The following is a 17003-nucleotide window of genomic DNA, read 5'->3' on the forward strand; positions in this document are numbered from 1 at the left end:
TAAGACCGAGTGACCGTTACGGGATGAAGGATGAGTGGAAGGAGGTATATCCCGGGGCCCACTGTCTTGGGTAGAACTTTCTCGGGTAGAAATTTGCGTCGGGCATAAAAAAAACCGGATCAGCCGATCCGGTTCTTTTGGAATTTGGAAATCCCTAAGCTCGCTATGTCCTTTTCCCTGCTCGACCCCGGTCCATCGGGGTTGCCTTCTATGGCGTCGTCCCGTCCTTATCGTCCGTGAACTGTTACAAAAGATAACAAAGGCTTGAGCGTTTGTCATCCCTTGAGTGCAAAAAATCCAATTAAGGGTTTTTAATTGAAGCTCACGGGTGACTTACTGAATAAAGTCTACGGGCGCACGATAATTCTCCTGGCCCATCAGATCGATGCCGCAATCGGTGGAGCTGACCCACTCCAGGAAGCGCTCGACCATCGCAGGACCTTCGAACCGTTTGCCATGCTGGGGCACGATCATCGCCACGTCCAACCCCCGGATCATTTCCGCCCAAAGCTGGCAAACCTTGCGCGAACCGATATAGCGTCGGTGAAAGCCGATCATGTGCGGAATATGACGGTCGAAGTCCGCCACCGGTAAATGATCGTTCTCGCTTTCCATTGAAGCGCCCAGGTCACCTGAGAAGAGGATTCTGGAGACGGGGTCGTAAAACTGGAGGTTTCCAACCGAGTGCATGAAATGCGCCGGGAGGCACTGGATGTAGCTATCCCCAAACCGTACGTTGATACCGGCGTCCGGTACGCCGACGATGCGATCGAATACGCTACCTGACAGTTGGCCAGTGACGTAGTTGGACACGAGGTGAGGCAGGAAGCGGGCCCAGAGTTTGGAAGTGACGACCTGGGCTGGGGTATGAACCAGCCAGCGGTCGATGGCACCGATGATATCCGGGTCTTGATGCGAGGCGAATACATAGGCCAGTCGCTGGATGTTCATGTGGCGTGATGCTGCGACCGACAGGGGGGTATAGGTCAGGTCGCCACCGGGGTCGATCAGGGCTTCCTGCTTGCCATCCACCAGCAAGAACTGGTTTGACTGTACCCCTTCGCCGGTCACTAGCGAATCGAACATAAGACATTTGTGATCGCCGTTATCAAACAGCACGATAGGCGCTTTCGCCGACATATTACCTCTCCCATGGGACCGATGGGGCGTTGAACCGAAGAACGGGGAGAGGTTAGCGAATCGCCGCGGCCACCCCTTGTTTTATGTCAATAAAACGACAAATGGGGTGGGATGACATTAAAGGGGCGGCCGCTCACTTGGCGAACAGTTCGTGCTCGATATCACGGAATCCCTTGAACTCCAGCGCGTTGCCTGAAGGGTCTGCAAAGAACAGGGTGCCCTGTTCACCCACCTGGCCCTGGAAGCGCACATAAGGCTCGATGATAAATTCGTCGATGACCGAGCGGGCCTTGTCGGCGAAACGTTCCCATTCCTCGAACGTCAGCACCACGCCAAAGTGGGGGACGGGCACACCATGGCCGTCGACGTGGTTCGAGGTGCCCCGAACGGAGCCGTCCTTGCCAAGCTGCGGGTTGTGGTGGGTTACCAATTGGTGGCCAAACATATTGAAGTCGATCCATTGCTCGGAGCTGCGGCCTTCCGGGAAACCGAGCTTTTCGCCGTAGAACGCGCGGGCTTCAGCAAGATGACGAACCTGGATCGCGAGGTGAAAGGGTGTCAGGGACATGGGCGGAACTCCTGTTCGCAGGGTATAGGGTCGCAGTGTGGTAAGGACTGCTGAGCAACAGATTACGCCACCTCGCATAATTGCGCATATCGGGCCCTTATATAGCTTGCTTAGAATAAGCGTTCATTCTTCCCAGGGACGATCCATGCCGTCTGTTTTCCAATCGGTCCTGACACCCCGGTCCATCCTCGCCTATCTGGCTCTGCTGCTGGCTGTATTCGCATTCTTGCCGGGTGCCGCCTATGTCGCAACGGTATTGGTAGCGGTTGTCGTTCTGTTGGGCTGGCGAGAGCTGCGTTATGTGCCGCGTGGTGTGTTCCTGGTGGCTTGTGCCGGCCTGCTGTACGCCCTGGTCAGGGATGTCTCGCTGATTCCTGAAGCCGCAGCCAATGTTGCGCGACTCACGGGATTGATCCTGTCGGTGATGCTGTTGTCGGCTGTGCTGGGGCGCTCGAAGGATCTGAGGCGAATCTCCGTCAGCCTGTTCGGTGGCCAGCCGCTGACCCGCTACCTGAGCCTGGCATTCGGGACGGCGCTGGTGTCCATTCCGCTCAATTTCGGTTCGGTTGCAGTGGTGGGGAGCCTGGTGGGGGAGCGTATCCGGGCGGACGGTGATTCGCCGGCCACACGCAATGCCACACGGGCCGTGCTGCGCGGGTTCGGCACCTCGCCATCTTTTTCGCCATTATCGATTTCCGTAGTGCTCACCCTGACCCTGTTGCCTGGCCTCAAGAGCAGTCACCTCATCGCCCTGGCGCTGCCTTTTGCGGTACTGATGGTCTTCCTGGGGCTAATCTGGCGGGAGCCCGAAAAAGGGGACGTTGCAGTCAGCGGCGATGAGTCGGCTGGCTGGGCAAGCTGGTTGCGCTTCGGCGGCCTTATCCTTGCTATCTGCGCCGGGGTGTTCGTACTCAGTCACGTGTTCCACTTGAGCTATGCCCACGCCGTAACCCTGAGCTGCCTGGCGGTGGTGGTCGGTGCGCGCCTGCTGGCCTTGATGCGCCGGGAGTACCCGCCCATGGCCAGCATGGATAAGGTCAGCAATGAGCTGGCCATCGTCGGCGGGTCGGCCTTTATCGGGGCGATCATCAGTGGTGTGGTGCTGGGCCAGATCGACGGCAGCCTGACTCTGCCGGGCTGGGCATGGCCGCTGCTCGCCGCGTTGGTGCCCTGGACGTATTTCGCGGCGGGGCTGGCCGGGATCAATCCGATCGTCATCGGCACCCTTATCGGCGGTATCCTTGGCTCGATCTGGCCGACCAGCGCCATCCTGGGGCTCGGAATCGCCATGGTGACCGGCTGGGGCGTGACTGCATTCGGCACGCCCTTCGCTGCCAATGCGCTGATCATGGAGCGTCTCACTGGCTACCGTGCGAAGGATGCATCCCTGCTTTGGAGTCTGGCGTTGTCATGCACCGGTTTGGCCATGGCCAGCGTGCTGGCCGCCGGGCTGACGCTAGTGCTGATCTAGTGCGCCTGCGGCGCTCCGCAATCCAACCGGAAGCTGTCGTCCAGTTCCAGAGGCAGGATCAGTGTATGCATGCCGAACAGCCGGGAAGAAGCACAGAGTGCATCGCGGGCAACGGGGTCAGTGACGTACTTTGAACCGTATTCAGCGTTGAAGACCGGCTTGCCGGCATCGATGAACGGCTGTAGCAGGTGGCACTCGTTGTACTTATGGCACTGCTCGTTGATTGCCATGTCGAAGTAGCCGACCAGGTCCAGCACCTGGGACAGGTCGTTCTTGAGGGCGATGGCCAGGTCCAGGCTGTGGGCGGTTTCCGCCAGGAAACGGTTATAGTCAAGTTGGTCGGCATAGGTCAGGGGCAGGCCGGTGGGATTGGTGTAGCCATCGATGTTATCCGGCTCCACGCCATCGCAGTCCTTGGCTTTGGCCAGCACCAGGCGGTCGGTCATGATGTCGCGCACGTTCTGCGTACGGATATCCAGCCAGTTCTCGCCCGGCCAGTCACCCATCGGGTCTCCCAGGTCCGCCGCCGTGAAGCGATCACCGTCCTCACGCCAATCCTCGTAGCTCCCTGCGGAGAAATAGCATACGACCCGGTGGCCGGATTGCTGCAGGGATTCGATCAGCTCCACGCTGGAATCGAACAGGTCGATCCCATACACCTGCGCATCGTAGCCGGTATTGATGGTTCCCTGTAATTGCCACTGCCAGGTAAGGCCGCCCTGGGGTTGCCACTAGTCGCCGGTGGTCGGAGGCGCCGTAGGCTCCAGGGCGGAACTCTGGATGCGGACCTCCGTGAGGCTGTTCTGCAGGTTGTCGCTGTTGCCCCAACCGATGTAGCGCACATAGCGGGCCTCGATATCCGGCGTATCGACCCGCTCGAAATCCAGGGTCTGGCCGCTGCTGGCGGTATCCTCGATCAACGGTGTCCAGTTTTCGCCGTCTGCCGAGGCTTGCAGGTCGAAGTAGTATTCACGCGCGTTTCCGCGCTGGAAGGCCAAGTCCACTGCCTTGACCAGCCGCACGTTGCCCAGGTCGAAACGGATCCACTCGCCGTCGCCTTTGCTGGTCCAGCGTGACCAGTTCGCCAGGCTGCCATCCAGGGTATTGGAGGGCACGTAGCCGTTGTCGCTGCTGGCAGTGGCGATAGTCATGCCTGAGGCTGAAACGCTAAACGTCAACAGGGCACTGGCGATGGAAACGGCAAGGGACTGACGGCGCATGGTGAATCCTGGTTAGGGGCGTCTAAATAGCGGTGTCCGATCTTAGCGGGTTTTGACAGAATTTCACTATTGTAGCTTTGCGCCGATTTGTAACGCTGTTCGGGGGGGCAATAATGTGGAGGAAGGGGCGCTGCGTTCGCAGCAAGCCCCGACCTGGGCCCAGGCCGGAAATCGACCTCTTGGCCGACTTGGGCCCGAAAGCGATGGCCTAGTTCTCGAGAATCTCGCCTTCCCGGTTGTATAGCGGGTAGGAGCCGTCTTCCTGATGAGTCTCCGGACCGACCAGGGCGGGGTAGAACACGCAGGTCATACGCAGGCCGTCCTTGCCGGCGCGCAGGATGTGCTTGTCATGCTCGTTCAGGGCGTACATCACACCCGGTTTGAGTTCGTGGGTCTTACCGCTACCCAGGTCTTCGATCTCGCCGCTGCCTTCGGTGATGAGCACGGTCTCGAAGTGGTGCTTGTACCACATGTGCAGCTCGTTGTTGGCGGAGATTTCCGTATCATGCACGGAGTAATGCATATCGTCGTGGGCGAGGATCAGCCGGCGACTTACGAATCCTTCGTCCTTTACTTCGTCATCTGTGCCTTTCAGGCCTTCGATGCTCTTAACAAGCATGGCGTCTCCTTATTCGTTGCCAATAGCTTTTCGGTATTGGTTTTTGAACAGCAGGACTTCTGACATCCGCTGGTTTCTGTTAAACGGAACCTGGCCATTAACCGTCATACGTCGTGCTTGAGGTTCTCGTTGAGTGATTCCGGGAAGTGCGGCGGATGCTCATCCATATAGCTGTAGCTGGCCCGCAACACCTTGAGATCATCGTACTTGCCGGCGGCAACCTGGAATCCGATCGGGAGCCCCTCCTTAGTAAAGCCACAGGGCACGGAAGCGGCCGGTTGTTCGCTGAGGTTGAACGGGTAGGTGTAGGGCGTCCATTCCATCCAGTCGCGCATGCCGCTTTCCGGTGGCACGCTGTCGCTAGCCTCGAAGGGTGGAATAGGCACGCTGGGGCTGAGCAACAGGTCGTAGTCCTGGAACAGGTGCTCGAGCTTCTCAGTCAGCAGCGCCCGGTTTACCTGTGCCCGGAACAGGTCCAGTCCGCGATACGGTTTGGCGCGTTCGGCGCACGCGCGCAGGCCCGGGTCCATCTGTTCGAGTTGCTTGTCGCTCATCTGCGAACACAATTCTTCGGACGCGATGAACCAGAGGGCGCGGAACACCTCGATCTGGTCCTCGAACGGCGGATCGATGCGCTCCACCGTGGCGCCCAGTTTTTCGAATTCCTTGGCCACCACGTTCAGGCGTTTCTCGATTTCCGGGTTGATGCTTACCGAGTTGCATTGGGTGGTGAAGGCGATGCGGAAGCCTTTGAGGCCGTCCTTGAGCGCGTACCCCCAATCTTCCGGTTGGGCGCGGATCGCGTAGGCATCCCGGTAGTGGTAGCGCCCGATGACCTTGAGCATCGCAACGGCGTCTTCGACGGTTCGTGTCAGCGGGCCGATCTGGGACAGTGATGCCATCTTGCTGGGTGGCCATTGCGGTACCACGCCAAACGTTGGCTTGAAGCCAAATACACCGGTGAAAGCGGCAGGAATACGGATCGATCCGCCGGAATCGCCGCCCTGGTGCAGGGCACCCATGTTCAGAGCCGCGGCGACTGCCGCGCCGCCAGAGGAACCGCCAGCGGTGAGCCGCGTATCCCACGGATTCAGGGTGGTGCCATAGCGGGGGTTGTCGGTGACCGCCTTCCAGCCGAACTCTGGCGTGTTGGTCTGGCCCAAGAGCACGGCACCGGCTTCGCGCAGGAACTCTGCCGGCGGCGCATCGCTATCGCAAAGGCCTTCGCCGGACGTGCTTGAACCTTCGCTGGAGGGCATCCCCTTCACGTCGGTCAGGTCTTTCAGGGAAACGGGGACGCCATCCAGCGGGCTCCTCTGGTTTCCTTGTCCCCAGCGGCTGGCGCTTGCCCGCGCTGCTTTCAGGGCACCTTCCTCGTCGACATAAGTGTAGGCATTGACGCCGGGGTTGAAACGCTCGATGCGGGCGAGGGCAGCGCGGGTGGCATCCACCGGCGAGGCCTCTCCCGACCGATAGAGTTCAGCCAGCTCGGTTGCGGTACAAAGACCAAGGTCGGTCTGCGCTTTTCGACTCATTGCCTCCTCCGTGGCTAGGGGTGGGTTTGCTCATACACTTCCCATAAGCGGATCAAATAAAGCTAGCAACCGAACGAAGCGACGTAATTAACCTGAATCGTTCTTCTGATTAATATTTGTACATGTTTTGCGGGCATCCCATGTCCACCTTGTAATCACAAGGCTGTGTCATAAGGTAGGTATAAGGGACTAAGCTCATCTCTTACTTATTGAATCGAACCCACAATTTTTTCGGACCCATAATCCACTTGCGGAGCCCCTCATTGAGGGAGCCTTACATACGGAGAGTGACATGGCGGGTGCAAGCGAGAGCTACCACGAACCGATAGAAATGTTGTCGGAGAAGACGAAGGAAATGCATCGCGCCCTGGTTTCGGTACAGGAGGAACTGGAGGCGGTGGACTGGTATCAGCAGCGCGCGGATGCCAGTCACGATGAGGAACTGAAGGGACTGTTGCTCCATAACATGCGCGAGGAGATCGAGCACGCCTGCATGGTATTGGAGTGGCTACGCCGCAACCATCCCGATTTTGCCGAGCAGATGCGCATCTATCTGTTTACGGACAAGCCCATCCTGGACGCGGAAGAGGAAGATGGCGACGTTAGCGAAGCCGAAGCCAAGGTGGCCAGTCAGCCTCTGAATAAATTCACCATTGGTTCGTTGAAGGGGAAGTAAGCATCATGAACTATCTCAATCGCGAAAATGCCTCCTTCTCCCGGGAAGTCTGGGATCAAATCGACGAAGCCGCGGTGGGCGCGGCGCGTGAAGTCCTGACAGGGCGGCGGTTCCTGGAGGTGGATGGCCCATACGGTGTCGGACTTACGGCGATCGAAGTCGGGGAGGAAGGTTATTGTCGCCAACCAGCGCCCGACGAGGCCGGAGCCGTGCTTAGCCGTGCCAGTGCCATCCCCATGCTGCGCAAGAGCTTCGGGCTCAGTGTGCGGCGGGTACAGGGCTACGAGTCCATGGGGCAGCCGCTGGACCTGCGCTCGGTCGAAGACGCCGCGGAAGCCGTGGCCCGTCGCGAAGAGGAGTTCATCTACTACGGTCAGCCGGACTTCGGGCTGGAAGGTTTGCTTACCGCCAAGGGCCGCAATGAGGTCAAGTGTGAGGACTGGGCCAAGATCGAGCAGGCATTGAACGACGTGTTGTCCGCGGTCAACTACCTGGACGATAACGGCTTCCACGGCCCCTATGCACTGGCGTTGTCGCCGGTCTGGTACAACCTGTTGTTCCGTCGCTATGAAGGTACCGACATGCTGCAGTTGGAGCACCTCAAGCGGCTGTGCGAGCTGGGTGTGTTCAAGGCCGAGATCGAAGGTGCGGTGCTGGTGGATGCCCGGGTCGGCCGGATTATCATCGGCCAGGACCTGATGTCCGGGTATTCGTCCAATGATGGTATCCACCACCAGATGTTTGCCAGCGAAAGCCTCGTGTTGCGCGTGGAAGAGCCGGGCGCCATCTGCACCCTGGTCAAGAAGACGTAAGTCATGGCCAACGAGTCCGATATCCGGCGTGCCAGGAAGGGCGCAGAGGATAACCTGGCCGTCCTGGAAACGCTCAGTGGCGCCACAGAGTCGAGCGTCGACAGCGACCTGAAACTCCTGCTGGCTGGTATCAGTCGACGGCGCTCAGATCAGACGTTGCGGCTGCTCGATTGGGTGAACCGGCATGAGGTGGCGGGGCCAGTGTTGGATGCTCCCGCCAACTCGGACCGGGTATCGCGGTCCGAGTCCCCGCAAGTGGCGGGTGACGCTGTAGCCCGGCCGGCGACGGCGGCTGAAGGCGTACCGGTACTGGCGCGCCGCGACGTGACGCCGGAGCTCATTCAGTTCACCGTGCCCCGGCCGCAGGATTTCAATTTCATCGCCGGTCAATCGGTCAAGGTCGGGATAGGGGGTATCCGGCGTTCGTTTTCACTGGTATCGGCACCCCACGAGCCGGTCCTTGAGTTCTTCGTGGAGTTGGTGCCGGGCGGCCAGATGTCCGAGCAGTTGCGCCGTATGCGTGTCGGCGAGCGGGTCGCCTTGGGGCCTCCCAAGGGCGGTCTGCGCTTAGACCCGGGGTTTCCCAACCACCTGATGGTGTCGACGGTTACCGGCATCAATCCGTTTATCAGTATCCTGCGGGATTATCTTCACCAGGGCCGAACCGGTCACCGTTTCCACCTGTTGCAGGGCGCCAGCTACCAGAACGAATTCGGCTATCGCGAGGAGCTGGAGCGCTTGGCTGCGGCCCATCCGGAGGTCATCACTTACGTACCGACAGTGAGCCGTCCGGATGAACCTGCGAACCAGGGGTGGTCGGGGGAAACCGGGCGTGTCGACACCCAGGTGGTCGAATACCTGCGACGGGCGGGACTTGATAGCGGGTCGACCCTGGCTTATGCCTGTGGTCATTCCGGTATGCTCGATGCGGTGGGACGGCAACTGGTGCCGCTGGGCTTCCAGCTCAGCACGGAAAACTACGACTAGCGAGCGCATCATCCACTGGATCAATTTTGTTGCTTGTCATGACGGGCCCCTGACAGCGTGAGCGGGTACAATGCCGGGTTTGCATCGCTTACCCATTGCTCCAGAGGTTCGTTGTAGTGCTGTCGGCATACCTGAACGCCCTGTTTCCCGTTGTATTCTGCGCGGCGCTAGGTCTGGTCCTGGCGCGGACCACCACGCTGCTCGATTCGCCCGCCCTGTCGAAACTGGTCACCATGATCGGGCTGCCGGCATTGATCCTCAACGCGATGCTCGGTATGGAAACGCCCATCTGGTCGGTGTCCGATACGCTCATGGCTATCCTGGCGGTACTGGCCCTGTCGGCGGTTGTCGGTGCGGTCGGGCTGAAGCTGGCGGGGCTGGAGGTGCGCGGCTACCTGTCCATGCTGGTGAACCCCAACACCGGCAACCTGGGTATTCCCCTGGTGTTCTCGCTGCTCGGGGACCAGGCGCTTGTCCATGCTGTAGTGATTTCCACCACGGTTCAGATCAGTCATTTCACGCTGGGCGTCTGGCTGCTGTCTGGACGTTTCTCCCTCAAAGCCATTCTGTCCAATGCATCGATCGTTGCCCTGTTAGTGGGGATCGTTTGGGTGGCTACCGGCTTGCAGGCACCGCAGGCTGTCGTCCGCACGCTGGATATGTTGGCGGGAATGACCATCCCGGTGATGTTGCTGCTGCTAGGGCGCTCCCTGTCGACCATCAACCCACGCGACCTGGGTCACCTGGGGCGTATTGCGGGCTTGTCGGTGGGGCGCGTTGCACTGGGTATGGGGGCTGCGCTGGCGGTTATCAGCGTGTTGCCGCTCGACCCGATTGTCAGCCAGACGCTGCTGATCCAGGCCAGCATGCCCGTTGCGGTGATTAGCTATATCCTGGCCAGTCACTATAACGGACCTAAGGACGATATCGCGGCCGTGATCCTTATCAGCATGCCGATTTCCCTGCTGGCGGTATTTGGCGTTTTGCAATTCTTCTAGATGAGCGGCCCGAAGCAATGGTTCTGTACGCCCCGCAATGGGGCCGGGCCGCCAGGACCCGCAGGGATGTGGTTGAACGTTAACGGTCCGGGCATCCCCTTCCCGAGCGTATCCTGCTGCTTATCTTTCTCGCTTCCGTTCCGCATCCAGTTGGCATAACCCATACGCCTATCCCGACGCTTTCCCAAGTTTTGCAGCCCCGTCGCCCACGACCAATTGCGGTAACCGGATTCAGTTTCTATACTGATCAAATCTAATTGATAATTATTTTTATTTAGTGCGAATTTTTTATAACCGGAAGTTACAGGGTTTTTTTGCCCCAGTACGTTCAAACCCGTGGGCTTCCAGCTGATGTTCGATGACGTTTCCTGTTTGTTGCCGATCCGCATGGCGGGTGGCACATACGGTGGTTGGGGCCTATGGCCCTGACCGCTGCTGGCTTTGGTGGTAGTGACTGAAAAGAGGAACCAACCGTTAATCCAGAGAGGAGTCTGAGAAATGCTGCATAAACTGATTGACTGGTATGACAAAACCGTCGGAGTGGAGCCCGTGTCGGCCCATTGCGACATTCCGTGCAAGATCTATGACCCGTCGGCAGCACAGATTGCCGCCCTGAGTGTGCTGCGGTTTATGGATTTGATCGCAGACGTCGAAAAAAAGGGAAACCTGTCGGTGGCCGACCAGGCTGAGCTGGTTCGCCTGACCCTGCAAAAGGAAGAGCATGCGGAGATCGCCAAGCACGAGATTCGGGTGATCTGGGGCGATTACATCAAGCAGCCACACATCGACAAGTATCCGGATGTCCACAGCCTCGCGCACAGCATCATGATGGCTGGGTCTGCCTGCAAGCAGGGCCTTGATCGTGCCAACGGCGAGAAGCTGCTGAAGCTGATCAATGAGTTCGCCGAACTGTTCTGGGCCACCAAGGATGTCTCGACATTCACGGCAACCTCTCCGTATCCGCCCAATGAAACGGTCGTCTACCCGAAGCTGAACTGATGCGCCTGAGACTCTACAAGGTGACCGGCCACAGCATGCTCCCGGCCCTTGCGGACGGTGATTTCGTGCTGGCGTTCAGGTGCGCCCGGCAGGCCCTGGAAGCCGGGGACCGGGTGGTTGTCGACCACCCCGAGTTCGGGCGGATCATCAAGCGAGTGGACCGTATCCTGCCCGGTGGTGACCTGAATATTTCCGGCGATAACCCTGCCATGAGTACGCACAGCGAGCGGTTGGGCCAAATTCCTCGCGAAAGGGTCGCGGGCAAGGTGCTCATGGTGATTCGCGGTCCAGGCCTGTCCCGCTTGAATACAGTAATGAACGGGGCACCCGCGGCCGAGCGCGTGACGACCCAGTGCCCGCAGGATACCAACGCCTCAGGATCAGTACGCCCATAACGCGGTCTCCGGCGTCTGGTCCATTGAATCCTGAACGTGTTAATCCCCCCACAATATGGAAAAACGGAGACAGACAATGACTCGCAGCACCAAGATCTTTTTGACTATCGGCCTGATGTTGACGGCCACGACTGCAGCCGCGCACCCCGGACATGCTGAGGGTGGCTTTACCAGCGGTCTGCTGCATCCCCTCATGGGGCTTGACCATTTGCTGGCCATGGCCGCCGTAGGCTTATGGAGTATGCGGCAATCCACTTTCATGAAACGCGGCACACCGCTGTTCGTGGTTGGTGGCATGCTGCTCGGGGCAGGCCTTGCCTGGGGCGGGCTGGCGCTACCGGGTGTTGAAACTGGCATCACGCTTTCCGTGTTGTTGGCCGGCGTACTGCTGGCGACCCTTGTGAAATTGCCATTGGCGGTAGGTGCATCACTTGTGGTCGTCTTCATGGTATTCCATGGTTTTGCCCACGGCACCGAAATGCCGGCCGGTGCGACCCTGGCGGCCTATATGGCGGGGTTCTCCATGGCCACCTTGGCCATCACCTTCGCCGGTGCCGGCCTGGGTGCACTGCTTATGAAGACCGATAGCCGCGTCACTCGTGGTATAGGAGCGGCCATTGTGGCCTCCGGAGCCTTCCTTGCGTCCTGACTGACATCAGGCGGTAGTCAGCAAAACGGTTAGTAAAAGTCGCATAGTCGGCGGGATAGACAGTAAAACGAGAAGGGCCGCACTTCCGATGCGGCCCTTCTCGTCGACCGATTAGTGCTCCTGTTTTCAATTAGTTACAAAGTTAATCCGGACTTTCAACAGCACCTCGGTTAGGGTTCCAAGTAATAACGTCGAATAACAAACAATTTCAATGGAAATCATTCGCTGGAGTTGTTCGCGCCGGTTCGCAAAATCTAGTAAAACCTTCCGGCGCCTTGTTCTATGTTATTCCTGGTTCGCTTGACCCTTCAGTAATTTGATACACGGTCCGCGCGGATTGGCTGTTTGTGGTGTCAGCCAATCAGGATCTGGGATAGCCCAGGCTTCGGAACTGGTTCAAGACGTCCGTGGCGTACGGTTTGCTTGGCTGCGCCGGAGCACTGGATGTGAATGAACCGCGATGTCGGCAGGGATAGCCGAGGACGACACTGCCAATAGGAATCATGATGTTTTGGGTGAATGATGATGTACCGATGGCTTGTCATGTTTGTGGGCGTGATCCTGATCTCGGGCTGTGCGAGTCTGAAGGACCAGGATTTCCTGGCGTCGTCCTCTGATTTCTTTGATCGGGCCGGCAAGGCGTTGGGCAAGATTGGCGAACCCACTGCCAAGATAGCGCGCGACGCCGAAGTCCAGACGTTGTTCGACCAATCCTATATCGATCCCCTGACCAAATACCTGAAACAGCACGATGGTGATGCCTCCCGCGCCGAGCAGTTGGCACAGGTGCGCGACGAGCGCGAACGACGCTGCAGCGTCATCGCCAAACGTTATGCAGCGAGGCCGCTGACGCGCGAGCAGGTGGCGCGTTATCGGGCCGGGTACAGTCTCTCTTGCCCGGAGGACGTCGAGGCTTTCGCGCTAAGATATGAAGAAAAACGCCGGCAGGAGCAGAATGAGGTGCGCCTCGCCGAGGCGGAGGATAAAGGGGCTGAAGACGAAGAAGATCTGGCGAAGGAGGACATGGCTGCCGAAAGTGCTGCCGCCGGATCGGTACCGTCGGCTGTATCCCAGGAGCTCAATGATTGCTTCCTGCTGACGGCGATCCGCAATTTCAGCGATGCCCTGGAGGCCTGCCGCACGCCAGCGGAGAACGGTAATGTCAGGGCTCAGACCAATATGGCGACCATCGCCTACGCTCTGCAGCACTATGATCAAGCACTCGATTGGGCGAAACGAGCGGCGCCGGAATCCGGCAATGCGGCCAACCTGATCGGACGGATGTACGCCGAGGGGCAGGGGGTTGCGGCGGACCAGCAGGTCGCCCGCCAATGGTTCCAGCAAGCCGCGAGTCTCGGCCATGCCGGCGCACAGGCCACGCTCGACAGCAACGTAAAGGTTAGCGCCGGCAATGAAGTCCGGTAAATTCCTCCTGCAACGCCTGCGATTGCGTCAGGGGCCCCAGTTACCTTTCTGGGGCACCAACTACGCCATGCATTCCATTATGTGGCTGCTGCTCCTGCTGACGGTGCTGTTCTTTGCCGGCATGTTGTTGCTTTCCCATCTGAACCTCAGCTATTCCCAGCAGGCGATGTACGAGTTGCGGCGCCAGCAGATCAAGGACGTGTTCTTCGCCAGTCTGACGCGGATCGACGCCCGCCAGATCGAGTTGGAACGGCACATTTCCACCCTCGCCATTATCGGCGAAACCTTCTATCGGCTTTCCCGGGATGGCGAGGACGAACCCTCCAGCCGCGAGGCGCTACGGGCCCAACTGGAGACCACGCTTGGCGAACACCTGCGCGACTTCGAAGGGGTCTCAGGCGCTGGCATCTGGTTCCAGCCGGGCATCCTGGCTGAGCGGGGTCAGGCGTATTCCCCTTATCTCGTGCAGACAGATAACGCACTTATTGCCCGCCCGGCCGGCGGAGCGACCCGGGCCCAGGGATTTCGGGCGGAACGCTGGTTCGACCTGACCCTGGGCAAGGGGTGGATACCGGACCCGCAGCAACCGGGGCAGCTTTACTGGTCACCGGTGTATTTTGACCTGGCCACCCAGCGGGCCATGCTCACCCTGGCCCGACCCATGTACAGCGAAGAAGGCAAACTGATCGGTGTGGTGACCACGGACTGGACCTCGGACCAGATCGTGGACCTGGTCAGCCATGTGGCGGTCACCGATAACAGCTTCGCCTTCCTCAACGATAGTAATAACCGCAACCTGTCCAGCCTGAGCAACAATACCGATCCGCGGCTGGAACAGAAGATCATCGATGCCATCCTCGCTGAGGAACTGTCTGCGGGCGGCGAGGATTCGCCCGCCTCGATTTCAAGGTCAGAGACTCAGGGGCAGCGTCTGCAAACCCGGGCGATCGAAGTCGAGGGGCGTATATACGAACTCTATTATGCCTCGACACCAGCGGGAATGGTTTACGGTGCCGGTGTACCGAGGGACGAGATCGACCAGGTGCTCCTGCCCATGCGCGATGCCAACTACCGTATCCTGCTGGGGACCGGGTCGGTGTTGCTCATCCTCAGCCTTTACCTGCTGTACCGCATTATCCAGTTGATGCGGGAGTTGCAGACTTCGTATACGGATTCCTTGACGGGGCTGCCCAACCGGTCGCGCCTGCTCAAGGATGCCGGCGATCGCGATGGCGCCTGCCTGATTATCCTCAACCTGGATCGTTTCAAGGAAATCAACAGCCTGTTCGGCAACGATTGTGGCGACCATGTCCTGCTGGCGCTGGCCCGCAGGATCAAGCGTTATATCCGTTCCCAGGCGGATACGGTGGGTGCAAGGCTGCAGCTCTACCGACTGGCCAGTGACGAATTCGCCGTTCTCGGTCCGGCGATCACCGAAACACGGGCCAGGGATTTTGCCGCGGGGCTGACCGAGTTCCTGCGTCGGGAGCAGGTTTTCTGGCAACAGCAGTCCCTGAGTCTGGATGCCAGTGCCGGTATTGCCTTCCAGTCTGCCGGGGGAAAGGACCAGGTCCCGGACCAGCTGTTGAGTCAGGCGACCATTGCGGTCCAGCAGGCCCGGGAGCAGATGCGCCACTACCTGTTCTATGATCAGATGCAGAAAGTGGAACAAGGCTACGAGCAGAATCTTTACTGGGCACAGCGTCTCAAGCACGCCCTGGAACACGATCAGTTGCTGCCGCATTTCCAGCCGATCTACGACAACCGCCAGCAGCGCATCGTCAAGTATGAATGCCTGGTCAGGATGCAGGACGACGAACACGGCGTAATTGCCGCCGGGCAGTTTATCGGTGTGGCAAGCAAGTTGCGGCTGAACCGTCAGATTACCCGCCTGATGATCGAGAAGTCGTTCGCCGCCTTCGCCCGTGAGCCCTACGAGTTCGCCATCAACCTGTCCTATGCCGATATCGTCGACCAGGATATCCTGGCGCTGATCCTCAAACACCTGAAGTCCAGTGATGTGGGGCCACGGGTTATTTTCGAGATCCTCGAATCCGACGGTATCGAGAACTACGAAGAAGTCTTCCGCTTTATCGAACAGATCAAGCCTTACGGCTGCCAGATTGCTATCGACGACTTCGGTACCGGTTATTCCAACTTCTCTCACCTGCTCAAGCTGAATATCGACATCATCAAGATCGACGGCAGCCTGATCCGCTATCTCGCCCAGGATCACACAGCCCTCCTGGTCACCAAGGGCATCGTGCAGTTTGCCCGCAGTCTGGGCATCAAGACGGTGGCGGAGTTCGTGCACAGCGAGGCGGTGCAGGAGAAGGTAAAGTCTCTGGGGATCGACTATTCCCAAGGTGAATATTTCAGCATGCCTGGCCCGAACCTGATGCGTCAGCCGGTGGAGCTAAAGCCGGTTCGCAGTAAGAGCTGAATGTGCAGCCCCCTCGGATAGGGCTGGGGCGATAGGTCAGACTGCGAACCAACTGTGCTGGTCTGTTGTGCTCCATCTGTTTCGTTGTCCCGCTTGCGAGCTATGGTAGTGTTTCCGCTTTGCCCGCGAGACTCGCATGTCCACCTCAACGTCTGTCAGTGCGCCGGAGATCACCAAAGGCGTTACCTACGGTTTGGCTGCCTACACCATGTGGGGCTGCTTCCCGCTGTTCTTTGCCCTGTTCCAGGGTGTGCCGGCTTACGAGGTGCTCATTCACCGGATTATCTGGTCCAGCATCTTCCTGGCCGTGGTCATTTCCGTGCTGCGGCGATGGCCACCGGTGAAACTGGCGCTGGCCCAGCCACGTAAGCTCTGGCGGGTGCTGGGCTGCGCGGTGCTGATTGCCACCAATTGGGGCATTTATATCTATGCGGTGGAAACCCACCACGTATTGCAGGCCAGCCTGGGCTATTTCCTCACCCCACTGGTCAATGTCGCCCTGGGAATGCTGGTGCTACGGGAGGAGATGGCGCGCCTGCAGGGCGTGGCGGTAACGCTGGCTGGGGTTGCGATCCTGATCCAGTTGGCCCTGATCGGCAGTCTGCCATGGATTTCCCTGGTGCTGGCGATGACCTTCGGAACCTACGGTCTGTTGCGCAAACAGGTGGAGTTGGACGGGCTATCCGGACTCTTCGTTGAGACGCTACTGTTGCTGCCGATCGGACTGCTGGCCCTGGGCTGGCTAAGTTCCAAAGGGGCGTCCCATTTTGCTGTGGACACCCCTGCCACGCTGCTGCTGATTGCCAGTGGCATCATCACCGCCTTACCGTTGCTGGCGTTCGCCGGCGCTGCACGGCGTTTGCGTCTCTCCACGGTCGGCTTTCTGATGTACATCAACCCGACCCTGCAGTTCTTCATCGCACTCTTCATCTTCGGCGAGCCACTGAGCCAGACCCAACTGGCCAGCTTCGCGCTGATCTGGACGGCACTCGTGCTTTACTCCTGGTCGTCCTGGCGCTCCCGGCCCGCCGCCGTTCCGGCAGCCCGTTGAACCTGCTGGCGGCTT

17 protein-coding genes and 1 pseudogene are annotated in these 17003 nt (G+C 59.2%); 11 read left to right on the forward strand and 7 right to left on the reverse strand.

From position 1 onward, the window contains the following. Positions 1-333 precede the first annotated feature (333 nt). Positions 334-1140 carry an oxygen-binding di-iron domain-containing protein gene (locus tag RE428_RS05820; protein ID WP_004581039.1) on the reverse strand — a complete coding sequence of 269 codons (807 nt, stop codon included), beginning with the start codon at positions 1138-1140 and terminating at the stop codon, positions 334-336. Positions 1141-1273: 133 nt separating this feature from the next. Next, a complete protein-coding gene (locus RE428_RS05825; RefSeq protein WP_004581040.1) occupies positions 1274-1708 on the reverse strand; it encodes a VOC family protein in 435 nt (144 codons plus the stop codon). Positions 1709-1853: 145 nt separating this feature from the next. On the opposite strand from RE428_RS05825, the gene RE428_RS05830 reads away from it, so the two are divergent. Continuing rightward, positions 1854-3179: a hypothetical protein gene (locus tag RE428_RS05830; protein ID WP_004581041.1), complete on the forward strand. Its 1326-nt coding sequence runs from the start codon at positions 1854-1856 to the stop codon at positions 3177-3179. Here the strand turns inward: RE428_RS05830 and RE428_RS05835 are convergent. The 4 genes and pseudogenes from RE428_RS05835 to RE428_RS05850 all read right to left on the reverse strand — a co-directional run. Next, positions 3176-3877: pseudogene (locus RE428_RS05835) on the reverse strand (endo alpha-1,4 polygalactosaminidase); the annotation flags it as partial. The gene RE428_RS05830 and the pseudogene RE428_RS05835 sit on opposite strands and share 4 nt — an antisense overlap. Before the next feature lie 33 nt (positions 3878-3910). Then, entirely contained in the window at positions 3911-4399 is a 489-nt protein-coding gene (locus tag RE428_RS05840) for a discoidin domain-containing protein (RefSeq protein WP_004581043.1), read from the reverse strand. A 208-nt stretch (positions 4400-4607) separates the two neighbouring features. Continuing rightward, the gene (locus RE428_RS05845; RefSeq protein WP_004581044.1) at positions 4608-5018 is read right to left on the reverse strand and encodes an ectoine synthase; all 411 of its coding nucleotides are present in this window, start codon (positions 5016-5018) and stop codon (positions 4608-4610) included. A gap of 104 nt (positions 5019-5122) precedes the next feature. Beyond that, entirely contained in the window at positions 5123-6553 is a 1431-nt protein-coding gene (locus RE428_RS05850; RefSeq protein WP_004581045.1) for an amidase, read from the reverse strand. Positions 6554-6845: 292 nt separating this feature from the next. Between RE428_RS05850 and RE428_RS05855 the strand changes: the two genes are divergently transcribed. The 4 genes from RE428_RS05855 to RE428_RS05870 all read left to right on the forward strand — a co-directional run bounded on the left by RE428_RS05855 (position 6846) and on the right by RE428_RS05870 (position 10026). Beyond that, positions 6846-7229 (forward strand): encapsulin-associated ferritin-like protein, encoded by a 384-nt coding sequence (locus RE428_RS05855; RefSeq protein ID WP_004581046.1) that lies wholly within the window; start codon positions 6846-6848, stop codon positions 7227-7229. 5 nt (positions 7230-7234) lie between these two features. Continuing rightward, positions 7235-8041: a family 1 encapsulin nanocompartment shell protein gene (locus RE428_RS05860; RefSeq protein ID WP_004581047.1), complete on the forward strand. Its 807-nt coding sequence runs from the start codon at positions 7235-7237 to the stop codon at positions 8039-8041. Between the two features lie 3 nt (positions 8042-8044). After that, positions 8045-9028 (forward strand): FAD-binding oxidoreductase, encoded by a 984-nt coding sequence (locus tag RE428_RS05865; RefSeq protein ID WP_004581048.1) that lies wholly within the window; start codon positions 8045-8047, stop codon positions 9026-9028. A 116-nt stretch (positions 9029-9144) separates the two neighbouring features. Then, positions 9145-10026 carry an AEC family transporter gene (locus RE428_RS05870; protein WP_004581049.1) on the forward strand — a complete coding sequence of 294 codons (882 nt, stop codon included), beginning with the start codon at positions 9145-9147 and terminating at the stop codon, positions 10024-10026. Here the strand turns inward: RE428_RS05870 and RE428_RS05875 are convergent. Then, entirely contained in the window at positions 10023-10415 is a 393-nt protein-coding gene (locus RE428_RS05875; protein ID WP_154660750.1) for a hypothetical protein, read from the reverse strand. The genes RE428_RS05870 and RE428_RS05875 overlap by 4 nt on opposite strands. 109 nt (positions 10416-10524) lie before the next feature. Here RE428_RS05875 and sodN point away from each other — a divergent pair, with 109 nt between their 5' ends. From sodN to rarD, 6 genes are all read left to right on the forward strand, one after another. Then, the gene (sodN, locus tag RE428_RS05880; RefSeq protein WP_004581050.1) at positions 10525-11025 is read left to right on the forward strand and encodes a superoxide dismutase, Ni; all 501 of its coding nucleotides are present in this window, start codon (positions 10525-10527) and stop codon (positions 11023-11025) included. Beyond that, positions 11025-11420: a S24 family peptidase gene (locus tag RE428_RS05885; RefSeq protein ID WP_004581051.1), complete on the forward strand. Its 396-nt coding sequence runs from the start codon at positions 11025-11027 to the stop codon at positions 11418-11420. The genes sodN and RE428_RS05885 overlap by 1 nt, the downstream gene beginning before the upstream one ends. Before the next feature lie 76 nt (positions 11421-11496). Continuing rightward, complete coding sequence (locus tag RE428_RS05890) at positions 11497-12069, forward strand: HupE/UreJ family protein (RefSeq protein ID WP_004581052.1); 573 nt, start codon at positions 11497-11499, stop codon at positions 12067-12069. A gap of 525 nt (positions 12070-12594) precedes the next feature. Further along, on the forward strand, positions 12595-13494 hold the full coding sequence (locus RE428_RS05895) for a tetratricopeptide repeat protein (RefSeq protein WP_154660751.1): 900 nt from the start codon (positions 12595-12597) through the stop codon (positions 13492-13494). Next, complete coding sequence (locus RE428_RS05900) at positions 13481-15937, forward strand: putative bifunctional diguanylate cyclase/phosphodiesterase (protein ID WP_004581054.1); 2457 nt, start codon at positions 13481-13483, stop codon at positions 15935-15937. The genes RE428_RS05895 and RE428_RS05900 overlap by 14 nt, the downstream gene beginning before the upstream one ends. A 136-nt stretch (positions 15938-16073) precedes the next feature. Then, positions 16074-16988, forward strand: coding sequence for an EamA family transporter RarD (gene rarD, locus RE428_RS05905; protein ID WP_004581055.1), 915 nt, complete (start codon positions 16074-16076; stop codon positions 16986-16988). The last annotated feature ends 15 nt before the right edge of the window (positions 16989-17003 follow it).

The sequence above is a fragment of the Marinobacter nanhaiticus D15-8W genome, from assembly GCF_036511935.1.
In the GTDB taxonomy this organism is placed as follows: Bacteria; Pseudomonadota; Gammaproteobacteria; order Pseudomonadales; family Oleiphilaceae; genus Marinobacter_A; species Marinobacter_A nanhaiticus.

Coding starts and splice junctions, on each gene's coding strand:
- RE428_RS05820 (WP_004581039.1), bottom strand. CDS start 1,140: ATGTCGGCGAAAGCGCCTATCGTGCTGTTTGATAACGGCGATCACAAA.
- RE428_RS05825 (WP_004581040.1), bottom strand. CDS start 1,708: ATGTCCCTGACACCCTTTCACCTCGCGATCCAGGTTCGTCATCTTGCT.
- RE428_RS05830 (WP_004581041.1), top strand. CDS start 1,854: ATGCCGTCTGTTTTCCAATCGGTCCTGACACCCCGGTCCATCCTCGCC.
- RE428_RS05840 (WP_004581043.1), bottom strand. CDS start 4,399: ATGCGCCGTCAGTCCCTTGCCGTTTCCATCGCCAGTGCCCTGTTGACG.
- RE428_RS05845 (WP_004581044.1), bottom strand. CDS start 5,018: ATGCTTGTTAAGAGCATCGAAGGCCTGAAAGGCACAGATGACGAAGTA.
- RE428_RS05850 (WP_004581045.1), bottom strand. CDS start 6,553: ATGAGTCGAAAAGCGCAGACCGACCTTGGTCTTTGTACCGCAACCGAG.
- RE428_RS05855 (WP_004581046.1), top strand. CDS start 6,846: ATGGCGGGTGCAAGCGAGAGCTACCACGAACCGATAGAAATGTTGTCG.
- RE428_RS05860 (WP_004581047.1), top strand. CDS start 7,235: ATGAACTATCTCAATCGCGAAAATGCCTCCTTCTCCCGGGAAGTCTGG.
- RE428_RS05865 (WP_004581048.1), top strand. CDS start 8,045: ATGGCCAACGAGTCCGATATCCGGCGTGCCAGGAAGGGCGCAGAGGAT.
- RE428_RS05875 (WP_154660750.1), bottom strand. CDS start 10,415: ATGCGGATCGGCAACAAACAGGAAACGTCATCGAACATCAGCTGGAAG.
- sodN (WP_004581050.1), top strand. CDS start 10,525: ATGCTGCATAAACTGATTGACTGGTATGACAAAACCGTCGGAGTGGAG.
- RE428_RS05885 (WP_004581051.1), top strand. CDS start 11,025: ATGCGCCTGAGACTCTACAAGGTGACCGGCCACAGCATGCTCCCGGCC.
- RE428_RS05890 (WP_004581052.1), top strand. CDS start 11,497: ATGACTCGCAGCACCAAGATCTTTTTGACTATCGGCCTGATGTTGACG.
- RE428_RS05895 (WP_154660751.1), top strand. CDS start 12,595: ATGTACCGATGGCTTGTCATGTTTGTGGGCGTGATCCTGATCTCGGGC.
- RE428_RS05900 (WP_004581054.1), top strand. CDS start 13,481: ATGAAGTCCGGTAAATTCCTCCTGCAACGCCTGCGATTGCGTCAGGGG.
- rarD (WP_004581055.1), top strand. CDS start 16,074: ATGTCCACCTCAACGTCTGTCAGTGCGCCGGAGATCACCAAAGGCGTT.